Annotated in this window: 13 protein-coding genes; 7 read left to right on the forward strand and 6 right to left on the reverse strand. The window is 75.5% G+C overall.

Annotated features, from left to right (window positions below):
* Positions 1–2 precede the first annotated feature (2 nt).
* The 3 genes from MN205_RS00580 to MN205_RS00590 form a co-directional block, all read right to left on the reverse strand.
* On the reverse strand, positions 3–1328 hold the full coding sequence (locus MN205_RS00580; RefSeq protein WP_242123274.1) for an alpha-amylase family glycosyl hydrolase: 1326 nt from the start codon (positions 1326–1328) through the stop codon (positions 3–5).
* A 113-nt stretch (positions 1329–1441) separates the two neighbouring features.
* Complete coding sequence (locus MN205_RS00585; protein WP_242123276.1) at positions 1442–3478, reverse strand: MDR family MFS transporter; 2037 nt, start codon at positions 3476–3478, stop codon at positions 1442–1444.
* Complete coding sequence (locus MN205_RS00590; RefSeq protein ID WP_242123278.1) at positions 3475–4056, reverse strand: MarR family winged helix-turn-helix transcriptional regulator; 582 nt, start codon at positions 4054–4056, stop codon at positions 3475–3477. The genes MN205_RS00585 and MN205_RS00590 overlap by 4 nt, the downstream gene beginning before the upstream one ends.
* A 369-nt stretch (positions 4057–4425) precedes the next feature.
* Here MN205_RS00590 and MN205_RS00595 point away from each other — a divergent pair, with 369 nt between their 5' ends.
* Complete coding sequence (locus MN205_RS00595; RefSeq protein WP_242123280.1) at positions 4426–4845, forward strand: ATP-binding protein; 420 nt, start codon at positions 4426–4428, stop codon at positions 4843–4845.
* Between the two features lie 52 nt (positions 4846–4897).
* Positions 4898–6988 carry a cytochrome c oxidase assembly protein gene (locus MN205_RS00600; protein WP_308220213.1) on the forward strand — a complete coding sequence of 697 codons (2091 nt, stop codon included), beginning with the start codon at positions 4898–4900 and terminating at the stop codon, positions 6986–6988.
* A 16-nt stretch (positions 6989–7004) separates the two neighbouring features.
* Here MN205_RS00600 and MN205_RS00605 read toward each other — a convergent pair whose 3' ends face one another.
* Positions 7005–7403: an OsmC family protein gene (locus tag MN205_RS00605; protein WP_242123282.1), complete on the reverse strand. Its 399-nt coding sequence runs from the start codon at positions 7401–7403 to the stop codon at positions 7005–7007.
* Between the two features lie 155 nt (positions 7404–7558).
* Here MN205_RS00605 and MN205_RS00610 point away from each other — a divergent pair, with 155 nt between their 5' ends.
* Together MN205_RS00610 and MN205_RS00615 are read left to right on the forward strand one after the other, a co-directional pair.
* Positions 7559–8941 (forward strand): ATP-dependent 6-phosphofructokinase, encoded by a 1383-nt coding sequence (locus MN205_RS00610; protein WP_242123284.1) that lies wholly within the window; start codon positions 7559–7561, stop codon positions 8939–8941.
* 126 nt (positions 8942–9067) lie between these two features.
* Positions 9068–11164, forward strand: coding sequence for a calcineurin-like phosphoesterase family protein (locus MN205_RS00615; RefSeq protein ID WP_242123285.1), 2097 nt, complete (start codon positions 9068–9070; stop codon positions 11162–11164).
* Between the two features lie 108 nt (positions 11165–11272).
* Here MN205_RS00615 and MN205_RS00620 read toward each other — a convergent pair whose 3' ends face one another.
* Together MN205_RS00620 and MN205_RS00625 are read right to left on the reverse strand one after the other, a co-directional pair.
* The gene (locus MN205_RS00620) at positions 11273–11860 is read right to left on the reverse strand and encodes a hypothetical protein (RefSeq protein ID WP_242123287.1); all 588 of its coding nucleotides are present in this window, start codon (positions 11858–11860) and stop codon (positions 11273–11275) included.
* Positions 11861–11925: 65 nt separating this feature from the next.
* The gene (locus tag MN205_RS00625; protein ID WP_242123289.1) at positions 11926–12927 is read right to left on the reverse strand and encodes a DMT family transporter; all 1002 of its coding nucleotides are present in this window, start codon (positions 12925–12927) and stop codon (positions 11926–11928) included.
* Between the two features lie 35 nt (positions 12928–12962).
* Between MN205_RS00625 and MN205_RS00630 the strand changes: the two genes are divergently transcribed.
* The 3 genes from MN205_RS00630 to MN205_RS00640 all read left to right on the forward strand — a co-directional run bounded on the left by MN205_RS00630 (position 12963) and on the right by MN205_RS00640 (position 16180).
* Entirely contained in the window at positions 12963–13604 is a 642-nt protein-coding gene (locus MN205_RS00630; RefSeq protein ID WP_242123291.1) for a TetR/AcrR family transcriptional regulator, read from the forward strand.
* Positions 13601–13882, forward strand: a complete 282-nt coding sequence (locus MN205_RS00635) for a hypothetical protein (protein WP_242123293.1) — start codon at positions 13601–13603, stop codon at positions 13880–13882. The genes MN205_RS00630 and MN205_RS00635 overlap by 4 nt, the downstream gene beginning before the upstream one ends.
* A 168-nt stretch (positions 13883–14050) precedes the next feature.
* Entirely contained in the window at positions 14051–16180 is a 2130-nt protein-coding gene (locus tag MN205_RS00640) for a SpoIIE family protein phosphatase (RefSeq protein ID WP_242123295.1), read from the forward strand.
* The last annotated feature ends 1 nt before the right edge of the window (position 16181 follow it).

Here is a 16181-nt window from a genome sequence, read left to right on the forward strand (position 1 = left end):
GCTCAGCCGGCCAGCACCGCCCAGCCGTGCGGCGCCAGCCGCAGCCGCTCGGCCCCCGCCGCCCCGTGCAGCTGCCCGGCCCCGGCCAGCACCGCGCGCGCCCCCGGGGCGGGCACCTCCCCGCCGGTGTCCGAGACGTCCAGCGCCAGGAGCAGCCGGCCGTCGCCGTCCGCGGCGCGCGACTCGAAGACCGCGCGCTCGTTCTCGACGTGCACCGACGCGGTGCGCGCGTCGTGCAGCCAGCGGTGCCGGCGGCGCAGGCCGATGAGCTCCTGGTGCAGGTGGAACGTCGGCAGCCCCAGCGGGGACAGCTCCGCCGGGGCCGGTGGCAGGGGCGGGCGCACGGCGTCGTCACCCCCGGCGCGGTCCTCCTTCACGCCGCGGAAGGCGTGCTCGTCGCCGGCGTAGACGGCCGGGGTGCCGCCCACGGTCATCAGCACCGCGAGCGCGTGCGCCAGGTGCCGCTCGTCGTCCAGGCGGCTGGCCAGGCGGGTGACGTCGTGGTTGCCGACGAACGTGAACGGCGCGAACGTCTCCAGGAAGCCGTCGTGGCGGCTCAGCGTCCACGCCAGCTCGTGCAGGTTCGCCTCGTTCAGCGAGCTCCAGACGGCCTTCCACAGCTCGTACTGCGTGACGGAGTCCATGCCGGAGGCGGCGACGGTGCCCGGGTAGTCGCCGTGGATGACCTCCCCGACGACGTAGGCGTCGGGGAAGCGCTCGCGCACCCGCTCCAGCACCGGCGCCCACCGCTGCGGCGGCACGGCGTACGCGGCGTCCAGGCGCCAGCCGTCCGCGCCGCGGGCCAGCCAGTGCGTCATGACGTCCACGACGAGGCCGGTCACCTCGGGGTTCGCGTGGTCCAGGGCGACGAGGTCGCCGTGGCCCTCGAAGTCGTCGTGCTCCGGCACCGCGCCCGGCCCGGCGCCGTCGGGCCAGCGCAGCCGGAACCAGCCGGCCGTGGGCGACGACGGCCCCTCGCGCAGGACCCGCTGGAAGGCGGGGTGCTCGCGGCCGACGTGGTTGAACACCCCGTCCAGCAGCAGGCGCAGGCCGCGCTCGCGGCAGGCGGCGACGAGGCGGTCGAAGTCGTCCTCCGTGCCCAGGCGCGGGTCGATCCGGAAGTGGTCGACGGTGTCGTAGCCGTGCGTGGACGAGGCGAAGACGGGGCCGAGCAGCAGGCCGTTGGCGCCGAGGTCGCGCACGTGGTCCAGCCACGGCAGCAGCCGCAGCAGTCGCGGCTGCGGCCCCGCGTCGGGGTGGGGGAAGGCGCCCGTCGCCCCCAGCGGGTAGACGTGCCACCAGATCGAATCCCGCACCCACTCGGGCACCCGTGCTCCTCCCGCCGTCGTCCCGCCGTCGTCGCGCCCATGCTGGCAGCGGCGGGCCGCTCACGCGCGACGGCCCCGCAGCGGGGTGCTGCGGGGCCGTCGGGGTGAGCGGGTCAGCTCTGCGCGCCCAGCCGGTCGGGTTCGCGGCCCGCCCCGGCGGCGGGGCCGTCAGCCGGCCCGGGCGCGACGTGCCCGGCGTGCCGGCCGCGCGGTGCGGCCGCGTCCTCGCCGAGCGCCGCCTCGATGGACGTCTCGTCCAGGCCGAGGTCGCGCAGCCGCTGCACCGCCACGTCCAGCGCCGCCTCGCGGCGGGCGGTCTCGGCGGCCAGCTCCTCGACCGCGCGCTGCGCGGCCTTGGCCTCCTGGACCCCGGCGCGCACGCGCTCGGTCAGCTCGCCGGCGGAGGAGGCGTCGGCGGGCACGCCCGTCAGCTGGGCGGGGTGGTCGCGCACCTGCGCCGGGTGCACCGCGCCGCCGGCGGCCTGCACCGGGGCGGCGGGGGCGTCGCCGGCACCGGCCGCCGGTGCCTGCGGGCCGGCGTCGCGCCCGCCGCCGCGCAGCGGCAGGGCGGGCAGGAACAGCACCGTCACGAACCCGGCGACCATGACCAGGGCCGCCACCAGGTAGATCAGGCTCGTGGAGTCGGTGAACCCGACCTTGAACGGGTGGGCCACGGCCGCCGGCAGGGTGCCCAGCACCGAGGTGTCGTCGCTGGCGCGGGCGAGGACCTGCTGCAGGCCGGCCTGGTCCAGGCCCGCCTCGCGCAGCCCGGCGGTGAACGGGGCCTCGCCGGCCGCCGCCCGGTACGCCGAGGAGACGTTGTCCCCCAGGCTGGAGAACAGGATCGACAGGAACACCGCGGTGCCCAGGGTGCCGCCCATCTGCCGGAAGAACGTCACCGAGGAGGTGGCGACACCGATCTCGCGGGGGCCGGCGGCGTTCTGCACGGCCAGGATGATCGGCTGCATGTTGCCGCCCAGGCCCCAGCCCATGATCAGCATGACGATCATCGTCTGCCAGACCGGGGTGTCGGCGTTCACGCGGCTGAAGAGGAACAGCGCCACGACCATCAGGGCGGTGCCGACGACCGGCAGCGGCTTGTAGCGGCCGGTGCGGGCGATGAACTGCCCGGCGAACGCGCTGGCGGACATGATGCCGAGCACCAGGGGGAGCATCTGCAGGCCGCCGACGGTGGGCGAGGAGCCCTTGACCACCTGCAGGTACTGCGGCAGGACGGCCATCGCGCCGAACATGCCCATGCCGAGGATGAGGCTGGCGAGGCTGCCGACGACGAAGGTGCGGCCGCTGAACATGCGCAGCGGCAGCAGCGCCTCCTCGCCGTAGGCGCGCTCGACGAGCACGAACGCGACCAGGCCGGCCACCCCGAGGGCGTAGCAGAGCAGCGCACCGCCGGAGCCCCAGCCCCACTCGCGGCCCTGCTCGGCGACGACGAGGAGCGGCACCAGGCACAGCACGAGCGTGAGTGCCCCGGGCCAGTCGATGCGGTGGTGGGTGGTGCGCTTGGGCAGCTTCAGGTTGCGCACGACGACGGCGAGGGCGAGGGCGCCCAGCGGCACGTTGATCCAGAAGATCCAGCGCCAGCCGGCCAGGCCGAGGAGGGACTCCTGCCCGGCGAAGAACCCGCCGGCGACGGGGCCGAGGACGCTGGAGGTGCCGAAGACGGCCATGAACCAGGCCTGGTACTTGGCGCGCTCCCGGGCCGGGACGACGTCGGCGATGATCGTCAGCGCCAGCGACATGAGGCCGCCGGCGCCCAGGCCCTGCACGGCGCGCCAGGCGGCCAGCTCGTACATCGAGGTGGAGATCCCGCACAGCGCGGAGCCGACGACGAAGATGCCGATGGCGGCGATGAAGAACGGCCGGCGGCCGTACATGTCGGAGAGCTTGCCGTACAGCGGCGTGGAGATCGTCGAGGTGATGAGGAACGCCGTGGTGGCCCACGCCTGCAGGGAGAACCCGTCGAGGTCGTCGGCGATGGTGCGGATCGCCGTGGCGACGATCGTCTGGTCCAGGGCGCCGAGGAACATGCCCAGCAGCAGGCCGGACAGGATGGCCATGATCTGCCGGTGGGTCAGCGCGGGCGCCTCGGTCGGAGCGGCCGGTTCGGCGCCGGCGGTGGTGCTGCTCATGCGGTCTCCTGCTGGGGGCGGGTGGGGGCTGCGGTGGTGGCTGCGGCGCCGTCGTCGTCGCGGCCGCGCTCGAGGCCGTCGGCGAAGCGGGCCAGCAGCGAGACGAGGGTGCCGACGTCGTGCTCGTCCCAGCCGACGACGGCGCGGGCCAGCCGTTCGCGCCGGCGCTGCAGGGTGGCGGCGACGACCTCGCGGCCGGTGCCGGTGACGGCCACGCGGCAGGCGCGGCCGTCGTCGGGGTCGCGGTGGCGCTCCAGCAGCCCGCGCCGGACGAGCTCGGCGGTCTGCCGGCTGACCGTGGAGGGGTCGGTGCCGAGCCGTTCGGCGAGCGCGCCGACGCGCTGGGCGCCGTGGTGGTCGACGGTCAGGAGCACGGCGTGCACGGCGCGCTCGGCGTCGTCGCGGGCCCGGGCGTCCTGCGCCTTGAGGGCGTGCAGGGTGCGCACGGTGCGGGTGACCTCCTCGGCCAGGGCCGGCAGGAGGACGTCGCCGAGGTGGTCGCGGTCCCCGGGCGGGGGCGCGGGGACCGGGTCCCCGGGCGGGGGCGCGGGGACGGGGGTGGGGTCGTGGTGAGGCACGGTGCTCCGGGCGGGTGCGGTCGTGGTGCGGGCGGGGCGTTGCCGTGGTGTGGTCGGTGCGGGCGGGGCGCCACGGGGCGCTCCCGGTGTGTCGGGTGGTAGCGGGAGGCGCCGGCCGTGTAACGGAGCGGGGGCCGGCAGCGAAGTACCCGCGGGGTCACGGTCCGCTCGAGGATCGTTGACTGCCGCACACAACCGATCGGGACGAATCTAGCAGCCGCTGGCGGCGACGGGGGAGCGCAGGTGCCGGACAGGGTGGACGGGTGGGCGCCCGGTCGCGCGCACCTCGCGGACGGTGTCCGCGCTACGCCGTTCGGGGGACGGTGCGCTACGGTCTCCAGTGACCCTAAGTATCGGGAGAGTCACTCTGTGTCGTTCAAGGACTGGTCCTGCGTGACCACCCTCGCCCCGGAGCCGGCCTCCTCGCGCGCCGCTCGGCACGTCGTCGCCGACTGGTGCATCGCCCAGGGCCTCATCGGCGACGTCGTCGACACCCTGCTGCTGCTGACCGCCGAGGTCGTCACCAACGCCGTCGTGCACGGCCGCAGCGAGGTCGTCCTGCAGCTGGGCCGGCACGGCTCGCGGGTGCGCGTGGGCGTCGCCGACGAGAACACCCGCCTGCCGCTGCGCCGCGAGTCCGACCCCGACGCCCTCGACGGGCGCGGCATGGCCCTCGTCGAGGCGCTCGCCGACGCCCACGGCGTCGAGGTCCAGCCCCTCGGCAAGGTCGTCTGGTTCGACGTCACCACCCACCTGGCCCCGGTCCGCTCCGCGCGCGCCAGCGCCTGAGCGCCCCGACCGCGGCGAGGACCTGTCGCCGCGGCGACCTACCCTGGGGGACGTGGCCGACACCCGCCCGTCCGACAGCGCGACCCGTCCGCCCACCCCGCGCCGCGGCTCCCCGGCGGCCCCCGGTGCGACCGCACCCGGCGCGGCCGGTGCCGTGCTCACCGCGCTCGCCTCCCTCGCCGCCGCCTGCGCCGCGCTGCTCGTGGCGCTCGCCGCCGGCGGCGGGCTGGTCCCCTCCGTCCTCGGCGACCCCGGCGCCTTCGTGCGCTACGGCCTGCCGCTGGCCCGCACCGTCCACGACCTGTCCGCGGCCGTGGCCGTCGGCTGCCTCGTCGTCGCCACCGTCGTGCTGCCGCACCCCTCGGCGGCCTGGACGCGCGCCGTGCGCGCCGCCGGTGTCGCCGCCGGCGCCTGGACGGTCTCGGCGCTGGCCGTGCTGGTGCTGACCGCGATGGACGTCATCGGCGCCGCCCCCGGCGCCGCGGGCTTCGGCGCCCAGTTCGCCCAGTTCGCCCAGGAGATCGACCTCGGCCGCGCGCTGCTGGCCACCACCGTCCTGGCCGCCGTCGTCGCCACCGTCGCCGCGGCCGCGGCCACCCCCACCGGTGCCGCCTGGAGCGCCGCGCTGGCGCTCGTCGCGCTCGTGCCCCTGTCGCTGTCCGGGCACGCCTCCGGGTCCGCCTCCCACGAGACCGCCGTCAGCTCCCTCGGGCTGCACCTGGTGGGCGTGACCGTCTGGGTGGGTGGGCTGGCCGCCGTGCTGCTCGTGGCCCCGCTCACCGGCCGCCGCCCGGCCGCCGCCGGCGAACGGGCCGTGGACCTGCCCACCGTCGCCGCGCGCTACTCCGCGCTGGCCCTGTGGTGCTTCGCGGCCGTCGCGCTGTCCGGGGTGGTCAACGCCTCGGTGCGCCTGGGCGGCTGGTCCGGCCTGGCCACCGCGTACGGCGCCCTCGTCCTCGCCAAGACCGCCGCCCTCGTCCTGCTCGGCGTCGTCGGCGCCTGGCACCGCCGCCGCACCCTGCCGCTGCTGACCCGCGCCCCGCGGGCCTTCCGCCGCCTGGCCGCCGGCGAGCTCGTCCTCATGGCCGCCGCCACGGGCCTGGGCGTCGCCCTCAGCCGCAGCCCCACCCCGGTCCCCGAGACCGAGCCCGGCGCCGACCCCGTCGACCTGCTGCTGGGCGAGACCGCCCCGCCGCCGTTCACGGTCGCCCGCTGGTTCACCGAGGTCTCGCCGGACCTGCTGTGGCTGCTCGTCGTCGGCGGCGCGCTCGCCGGCTACCTGCTCGGCGTGCACCGGCTGCGCCGCCGCGGCGACCGCTGGAGCGCCGCCCGCACGACCTGGTGGGTGCTGGGCTGCCTGGCGCTGCTGTTCGTCACCAGCGGCGGCCCGGCCGCCTACGGCCGCACCACCTTCAGCGCCCACATGCTCCAGCACATGCTGCTGACGATGGCCGTGCCGCCGCTGCTCGTGCTCGGCGCCCCCCTGACGCTGGCGCTGCGGACCCTGCCCGCGCGCCGCGACGGCTCCCGCGGCGCCCGCGAGTGGCTGCTGGAGCTGGTGCACTCGCGCTACCTGGCGCTCGTGGGCCACCCGCTGGTCGCCGCCGTCCTCTTCGCCGGCAGCATCATCGTCTTCTACTACTCGCCGCTGTTCGAGCTGGCGCTGCGCACCCACGTCGGGCACGAGCTGATGATGGTGCACTTCCTGGGCACCGGGTACCTGTTCTGCTCGGTGCTCATCGGCGTCGACCCCGGCGCGCACCGCCCGGTCTACCCGCTGCGGCTGATCCTCCTGCTGGGCACCATGGGCTTCCACGCCTTCTTCGGCGTCGCGCTCATGCAGAGCACGCAGCTGCTGGCCGGCGACTGGTTCGCGCTGGTGGCCCCCCCGGGCACCGACCTGCTGGCCGACCAGCACCGGGGCGGGGACATCGCCTGGGGCATCGGGGAGTTCCCCACCGCCGCGCTCGTCCTCGGCGTGGTGATCGCCTGGTCCCGGTCGGACGCGCGGGAGGTCCGCCGCCGCGACCGCGCCGCCGAGCGCGACGGCGGCCGCGAGCTCGCCGAGTACAACGCGATGCTCGCGCGCCTGGCCGAGCACGACGGGGTGCCCGGGCGGCCCGGGCACCCCGGGGAGCGCTGAGCCGCCCGGCGCGGGCTCACGCCAGCTGCACGTCCAGCGCGGAGGCGTCCAGCGTCTTGGTGAACGGGCAGATCGACAGCGCCTGCTCCAGCACCGCCGAGGCGTCCGTGCCCGCGTCCGGCAGCGTCACGCGCAGCGCGTAGCGGGCGGTGTAGCCGGGCTCGTCGTTCGCGAGGGTGACGCGGGTCTCCACCTGCGCCCCCTCGGTGCTGCCGCCCGTGCTGGTGGCGGCGATGCGCAGCGAGTCCAGCAGGCAGCTGCCCAGGGCGGCGGCCATGAGCTGCTCGGGGTTGGTGCCCTCGCCGGGGCCGTCCAGCGTCTTCGGCTCGTTGACGTCGAGGGACAGGGCGCCGTCGTCGGAGCGGGCAGAGCCCGGGGTGGCGGTGACGACGGCCGTGTACAGGTCGTTGGTCATGCTCCGACGCTAGGGGGCGGTGGCGCGCCGCGCTCGGTGATCACCGGTGGGGCCGCGCGCCGTGCTGCACCCCGACGCGCCACCGCCAGCGCTCCCCCGCGATGATGGGCGGGCCGGACCGCGCGGACCCCAGCCTGGAAGGACCAGCGACGCTCATGGACAACGCCACCGTGCCCGACTTCACGGTCGAGACCCTCGGTCCCTGCACGGTCGACTCACCGCTGGCCCCCCGGTTGCAGGCCCGCCGCACCACGCACCACTACATCGACGAGAACGACCGGGTGCTCTTCGACGACACCCTGTCCAAGGTGGCGCGGCGCGTGGAGGGCCAGGACGACCTCGACGGCCTGGCGGACCTGCCGAGCCTGGAGCCCACCGGTCCCCGCAAGAAGATCTTCTTCGACCCGGCCAAGACCCGGGTCGGCATCGTCACCTGCGGCGGGCTGTGCCCGGGCATCAACAACGTCATCCGCGGGCTCGTCTCCGAGCTGACGAACCACTACGGCGTGCGCCGCATCTACGGCTTCAAGAACGGCTACCAGGGTTTCGTGCCCAGCTACGGGCACGACGTGGTCGACCTGACGCCGGAGGCCGTGGAGGGCATCGACGGCGAGGGCGGCACCATCCTGGGCAGCTCGCGCGGGCAGCAGGACGCCGCCGAGGTCGTGGACTGCCTGGAGCGCATGGGCATCTCGGTGCTCTTCGTCATCGGCGGCGACGGCACCCTGCGCGGGGCGCAGAAGATCTGCGCGGAGGTCGCCGAGCGGGGGCTGAAGGTCGCGGTGGTCGGCATCCCCAAGACCATCGACAACGACATCCCGTTCATCGACCAGAGCTTCGGGTTCCAGTCCGCGTTCAGCGAGGCGACCCGCTCGATCCGCTCGGCGAAGGTCGAGGCGCGCACGGCCCCGAACGGCGTGAGCGTCGTCAAGCTCATGGGGCGGCACTCGGGTTTCATCGCCTGCTACGCGGCGCTGGCGCAGAACGACGCCGACTTCGTCCTCATCCCCGAGGTGCCGTTCGTGCTGGACGGGCCGGGGGGTTTCCTGGAGCTGCTGCGGGCCAAGGTCGCCACCCAGGGGCACGCCCTGGTGGTGGCCGCCGAGGGGGCCGGGCAGGAGCTGTTCGACGCCGACGACCAGGTCGACGCCTCCGGCAACAAGAAGCTGCAGGACGTGGGCCGGCTGCTGCGCCAGGCCATCGCGGAGGACTTCGCCGCGCACGGGCTGGAGCTGAACCTGCGCTTCATCGACCCCAGCTACGTCATCCGCTCCGTGCCGGCGAACCCGTACGACAGCGTGTACTGCATCCGCCTGGCGCACGCGGCCGCGCACGCGGCGATGGCCGGGCGCACGAACATGGTGGTGGGCCGCTGGCGCCGGCGGTTCGTGCACATCCCGATCCGCCTGGCGGTCTCGGCGCGCAACCAGGTCGACCCGCACGGCGACCTGTGGTGGTCGGTGCTGGAGGCGACGGGGCAGCCGTGGTCGTTCGGCGGGGCCCCGGCGGAGCGGGTCACGGTGTTCGGCGGGCAGTGACGTTCTCCTGACCTTCCGTCACGCGTCACCGGGAGGTCACAGAGATCGCACAGGGTGGGGTGCGCCCCCGGACGCGCCAGGAGCGCCGGGTGTCGACGAGAGCCGACGAAAGGCCACCCCACCGCCATGAGCACCACCCCGCTCCTGCCCGGAGCCCCGTTCCGCCGCCGCCGCACCCTCGCCGCCGCCGCGGTCGCGCTGGTCGGCGCCAGCGCCCTCACCGCCTCGCTGGAGACCTCCTCCTCCGCCGCCCCCGCCGAACCCGCGGCCGCCGCCCCCGAGCGGTACGTGGGTTCCGTCGAGGTCGTCCGCGACGCGGGTTCCTCCCCCCAGACCCTCAGCAGCGACGCGGACACCCTGCGGGGCACCGTGTTCGAGGACTCCGACCGCGACGGCCGCAGCGACGGCGAGGAGGGCGTGGCCGGCGTCACCGTCTCCAACGGCCGCGACGTCGTCCGCACCGACGAGCAGGGCCGCTACGAACTGCCCGCGTTCGACGGCATGACCGCGTTCGTCACCCAGCCCTCGGGCTGGCAGGTCCCCGTGGACGAGGACGGCGTCGCCCAGTTCCACTACCACCACCTGCCCGCCGGTTCCCCGGACCTGCGCTTCGGCGGCCTGGCCCCCACCGGCCCGCTGCCGTCGGCGGTGAACTTCCCGATCGTCCGCGGTGACGAGCAGGCGCAGGACGACCGGGCCCGCTGCGCGATCCTCGCCGACGTGCAGACCTACAGCGGCCGCGAGCTGGGTTTCGCCCGCGACGGGCTGGTGGCCGACCTCGTGGGCCTGCAGCGCGGCGAGCAGGAGCAGCGCCTCGCCGAGTGCGGCGCGCTCATGCTCGGCGACGTCGCCGGTGACGACCTGGGCCTGTACCCGCGCATCAAGGACGTGCTGGGCGCATCCGGCCTGCCGCTGCGCTTCGTGCCCGGCAACCACGACATCGACTTCGACTCCACCGACCCCGAGCACTCCTTCGACACCTTCAAGCGCGAGCTCGGCCCCACCACGTACTCCTACGACGTGGCCGACGTCCACTACGTCGTGATGAACAACGTGGAGTACCCGTGCGGGCCGGACGACAACCCGAACGGGGAGCGCCCGCACTGCGCCGACCCCGAGGGCTCGCCCTCCTACTCCGGTGTCCTCGGCGAGGAGCAGCTGAACTGGCTGGAGGCCGACCTGGCCGCGGTCCCGGAGGACAAGCTCGTCGTCCTGGCCACCCACATCCCCATGGTGTCCTTCGCCGACGCCACGTCGACCAAGCACCAGACCGCCGACGTGCTGAAGGTGTACGAGCTCCTCGAGGGGCGCCCCGCCCTGTCGGTGTCCGGGCACACCCACTCCACCGAGCGGATGCTCGCCGGTGACAGCTACGCCGGGTGGCAGGAGGCCGTGGGCGTGACGGAACTGCCGTTCCCGCACGTCGTCGCCGGTGCCCCCAGCGGTGACTGGTACTCCGGGGACCTCGGCGTCGAGGGCCGTCCGATGGCGCTGCAGCGCGACGGCGCCCGCCCCGGTTTCCTGACGCTCGACGTCGACGGCAACGAGTTCACCGACACCTTCCACGTCATCGGCGAGGACGTGCAGGAGCAGATGGCCCTGTCGCTGAACTCCCCGCGCTGGCGCGACTGGTTCACGAAGCTCGTGGACTTCGCCGAGGCCCGCGAGAGCGGCGAGTGGGACGCGGTGCCCCCGGTGAACGTCAACGACCTGGGCGACCCGGGCGTGGTGACCCCCGGCGACCTCGCGCAGGACACGTTCCTGACCGCGAACGTCTGGTACGGCTCCAGCGACACCGAGGTGTCCGTGTCGATCGACGGCGGCGCGCCGCAGCCGGCCACCCGCACCCAGCAGGCCGAGGGTGAGGCGCCGAACACCGGCGCCCGCTTCGCCGACCCGGCCGCCGCCACCCGCCAGCTGCAGGTGGCCCGCTTCGGCTTCGAGAGCACCTCGGGTGACGAGGAGGCGCAGGGCTTCGAGCTGTACGGGGGCGCCGAGTACGGTCCGGGCCCGGCGCAGCCGGGCGGCAACCTCGCCGACCGCGCCACGCACATCTGGCAGTACCGGCTGCCGGCCGGCCTGGCCGAGGGCGTGCACACCGCCGAGGTGACCGCCACCGACGTCGCGGGCCGCGAGTACACCGACACCCACACGTTCGAGGTCCGCTCGGAGCTGCCGCGCCAGAACTTCCGCGACGAGCTGTTCGAGGAGTCCGAGGACTGATCCGCCCCCCGGGCACGCGCGACGCCCCGCACCCCCGTCAGGGGTGCGGGGCGTCGTCGCGTCCCCCACCTCGCGGAGACCCTCGTTCCCGCCCGGGGGAGGGGGAGGTCAGGTGGTGGGGTTGAGGCGGGCGATGACGCCCTTGGCGGTCTGGCCGAAGCGGTAGGACTGCGTCAGGTAGGCGTTGCAGAAGATGTTGCCGCCGGCGAACAGCGGCACCGCGAACTGCGCCACGCGCTGCCGTCCCTGCCACTTCGCCAGGTCCGCCGGGGTGTTCGGGGTGGGCAGGGTGGCGTCCTTGACGCTGACGGGCTCGCCGCGCTGCTCGGCCGCGTCCGCCGCCTGGGCGATCTTGCGCCCGGCGAGGCCCGCGTACGCGGTGGCGGCCGCACCGCCGAGGACGAGACCGATCTTCAGGGCGCCGACGCTGCCGTAGCCCTTCTGCGCCGCGATGCGGTGCCCGCTGGCCGCGGTGAGCATCGAGCCGGTGACCAGGACGGTGGCGATGCCGCCCCACTGGGCCGGCTGGAAGCGGCGCCACGCGGAGGAGGCGACGGCGATGCGGTCCGTGCCGGCGGTCAGGTCGCTGCCGGACTTGTTGACGCCGGCGACGCCCATGACGGACCCGCCGAACCACAGGGCCGAGGCCAGGTCGTGCACGGCCTGGGTGACGTACCGGTTGTCGCTGCTGCTCACGGGGGACCTCCACGGTGCTCGTCGATCGGTGCTGGTACCGGTCCCCCTTCCCCGTTCCGCGGGCGCTACACGCGCGAGCGCACCGCGGGGCGCCTCGAGGTGGCCGGGGCCGGTGCCGTCCCGGTGCCGCGGGCGGGCCGGTCCGGGCGCACCGCGGCCAGCCACGTGGCGGTCAGCGCGAGGGCCAGGCCCGCGACGGTCAGGGCCGTCACCGGTTCGCCGAACAGGGCCGCGCCCCACGCCGTCGTCACCGGCGGCACCAGGAACATGAGGCTGTTGACGGTCGTCACCCCCACGCGCTCCAGCAGGAGCCAGTACAGGCCGTAACCGCCGAAGGTGGGCAGGACGATCAGCCACGCGGTGGCCACCCAGAAGCGGGGCTCGGCGGGGACCCTGGCCGCGCCCCCGGCGAGCGCCAGGGCGGTGAAGACGACCGCCGAGGTGGTGCAGTGGATCGTCAGGTTCCGCAGCGGGCGGGGGGCGGAGGGGTCGCGGCGCTCGAGGAAGGTCGCCGCGACGAGGCACAGCATCCCGATCGGGGGGACGGCGTACGCCCACGCGGGGGCGTCGGTGCGCGGGGAGGTCGCGTCGGCCCAGGTGACGAGCAGCACCCCGCCGAGGCCCAGGCCCAGGCCCAGCCACTGGCGCCCGCTGACGGCCGCTCCCAGCAGCGGGCCGGCGAGCGCGGCGACGACCAGCGGCTGCACGCCGTCGATCAGAGCGGTCGTGCCGGTGCTCACGCCGAGCCCGATCGCCCAGTAGACGGTCAGCAGGTAGCCGGACTGCGACAGGGCGCCGATGCCGACCTGGCGCAGCAGCTGCGACCGGGTGAGCCGTGCGGGCGGGTCGGCGCGCCGCCGGGTCGCCCGGTGCCTGATCCCGGTGAGCAGCAGCAGCCCGGCGGCCAGGGGCAGCAGCCGCCACATCAGCACCGTGCGCACGTCGACGCCCTGCGCGCCCAGCTTGGCGCCGACGAACCCGGAGGACCAGCACACGACGAACACCGCGCACAGCGCGGCGAGCGCCGCCCGGCCCCTCCAGCGAGGTACACCGATCGGTATAGTCATGGAGGTAAGGTAACCCGGTCGGTATACTCGTGCTCGTGGAAACCGAGATCGACTGGACCCCGGGGGCGCGATCGGTCCTGGACGCCGCCTCCGAGCTCTTCTACGCCCGGGGCCTGCACGCCGTCGGGGTCGAGGCGATCGCCGAGCGGGCCGGGGTGACGAAGAAGACGCTCTACGACCGCTTCGGCAGCAAGGACCGGCTGGTCGTGGAGTACCTCGCCGCCCGGGACCGGCGCTGGCGGGCCCTGCTCACCGAGCGGATCGAGGCGGCCGGCCCCGGCGCCGAGCAGCGGCTGACGGCCCTGTTCGCCGCCTCGCACGAGTGGTCGCGGGCCGAGGGTTCCCGCGGGTGCGCCATGGTCAACGCCCACGCGGAGATCGACGACCCCGCGCACCCCGCCCGCGCGCTCGTCGTGGAGCAGAAGCGGTGGATGCTCGGCCTCTTCCGGGACGTCGCCGAGCGCGCCGGGGTCCCCGCACCGCACGGTGCGGCGAAGGCGGTGGCCCTGCTGCACGAGGGAGCGCTGGTGTCCTACGGCACGGGCGCCTTCGAGGGCGTCTTCGAGGCCGCGCAGGAGGCGGCGCTCCTCCTGATCGGCGGCGCCCGCCCCCGGCGGCTACCGTCGTCGGACGGTCGAACCGGGGCCGGTGCGGGACGGGACGGAGGTGCGCGGTGAAGGTCGCGGCCAGCGGGACGTACGACCCCGGCGAGGGCAGCCGGCTGCCCGAGGGGGAGGTGCACGCCTGGGAACCGGGGCAGAACCAGACGGCGTGCGGGGTGCCGCTGCGTCGGGCGGGGCTCTCGCGCTTCTCCCACGTGGACTTCTCCGACACCGACCCGGTGACCGGCGGCAGCGCCGACGCCGTGCGGTGGGTGTGCCCGAAGTGCGTGGCGGCCACCACCCCGCGCCGCGAGCGCGGCCGGCGCTGGCAGCGCACCGACCCGCGGCCCTGACCGGGGCTGCCGGACCGGGGCTGCCCGACCGGGGCTGCCCGACCGGGGCGGACCGACCGGGGCGGACCGACCGGGGCGGCGCCGACCCGCGGGGGTTGTCCCGGGGCGGACCGCCGTGGGGGAGACTGACCGGGTGGGCGCAGCCGCGCCCGCTGACGAGGAGGCCGGGTGTCCGAGCGCGTCGAGGTCCCCACCGGGACGCAGGGCGAGACCCGGAGCGTCGCGAGCGCGCCCAGCCCGCTGCCGCCACCGCCGGACGCCGGGCGCATCGCCGACGGCGACGCGCGGCGCGAGCTGCTGGAGCTGGCGATCGAGGCCGCCGGGGTCGGCACGTTCGACTGGGACCTCGTCGACGGCACCCTGGCGTGGGACGAGCGCCTGGTGGAGCTGTTCGGGTACGGGCCGGCCGCCCTCGTGAGCACCATCGAGGCGTTCGACGAGCGCCTGCACCCGGACGACCAGCCGCGCGTCAGCGCCGACCTGCAGACGGCCATCGCCACCTGCGGGCGCTTCTCCGCGGAGTACCGGATCGTGCTGCCCGGCGGGGACGTGCGCTGGGTCGGCGCCCGCGGCCGCGCGCTGGGCGACGAGCGCGGCGTCGCGGTGCGCCTGCTGGGGGCGGCGTGGGACGTCACGGCCCACCGCGAGGCCGAGAGGCGGGTCACCCGCGTGCTGGAGTCGATGTCCACGGCGTTCTTCTCGCTGGACACCTCCTGGCGGTTCACGTACGTCAACGCCCAGGCCGAGCGGGTGCTGGGCCGCGAGCGCCGCGAGCTCCTCGGCGGGGTGGTGTGGGACCTGTTCCCCGCCGCCCCCGGCAGCGACTTCGAGGTGAACTACCGCCGCGCCATGGAGAGCGGCGAGACGGTGACGTTCGACGCGCACTACCCGGCGCCCCTGAACGCCTGGTACGAGGTGCGCGCCTGGCGCACCGGGGACGGGCTGGCGGTGTACTTCCTCGACGTCACCGAGCAGCGCCGGGCCCAGCACGAGTCCGAGCGGGCCGCGCGCCGCACGGAACTGCTGGGACGCATCACCGCCGAGCTGACCGGCACGCTGGACAACGACGAGGCGGCCCGCCGGCTGGCGCGGCTGGTGGTGCCCGCGCTGGCGGACTGGGCGATCGTCACCCTCGTCGACGACACCCACCAGGCGGGCACGCGCCGCGGTCTGCGCGACGCCGCCGCCTGCCACCGCGACCCCGCGCTGGAGCCGGTGCTGGAGGAGTACGCGCACGCCCGCATGCGACTGCTCACCGACGACACGGTCGTGGTGCGGGCGATGACCACCGGCCGCCCGCAGCTCCTGCCCACCGGCGCCACCGCCGCCGTGCAGGCGATGCTGCCGCCCGGCCCGGTGCGCGAGCAGCTGGGGCTGCTGGCGCCGGAGTCGGTGGTGGTGCTGCCCCTGACCGGGCGGGAGGGGCCGGTGGGCGTGCTCTCCCTGGCCAACGGCGCCGAGCGCGGCGACTTCAGCGCCGACGACCTCGTCACCGTCGAGCACGTCGGCGCCCGCGCCGGCATCGTGCTGGACAACGCTCGCCTGTACCGCCAGCAGCGCGACCTGGCGGAGACGCTGCAGCGGTCCCTGCTGACCGCCCTGCCCGAGCCGGAGCACCTGCAGGTGGTGGCCCGGTACCAGCCGGCGGCGCAGGCCGCGCAGGTCGGCGGGGACTGGTACGACGCGTTCCTGCAGCCCGACGGCGCCACGGTGCTCGTCATCGGTGACGTCGTCGGCCACGACACCCAGGCCGCCGCCGCCATGAGCCAGGTGCGCACCCTGGTGCGCGGGATCGCCGCGGCCGGCGGGGGAGCGCCCGCCGAGGTGCTGCGCACCGTCGACCGGGTCGTGCACACGCTGCGGGTGGACACCACCGCCACCGCGGTCGTGGCGCGCCTGGAGCACGACGAGGCGCTGCCGGCGGGCGCCACGCGCATGCGCTGGTCCAGCGCCGGCCACCCGCCGCCGATGGTCATCTCCCCCGCCGGGCGGGTGCGGGCGCTGAGCGGTGAGCACGCCGACCTGCTGCTCGGCGTCCTGCCGGACGCGCCCCGCGAGGAGTTCTCGGCGGTGCTGGAACACGGCAGCACCGTCCTGATGTACACCGACGGCCTCGTGGAGCGGCGCGGGCAGTCCCTCGAGGAGGGCCTGGACCTGTTGCGCCGCACCCTGACCGAGCTGGCCGCGCAGGGGAGCGACCTGGACGCGCTGTGCGACGGGCTGCTGGCGCGGATGCTGCCGGGGCAGCAGGAGGACGACGTCGCGGTCGTCGCGGTGCACCTGCACCCGCGGGACTGAG

Source organism: Kineococcus sp. TRM81007, assembly GCF_022669155.1.
GTDB lineage: Bacteria > Actinomycetota > Actinomycetes > Actinomycetales > Kineococcaceae > Kineococcus.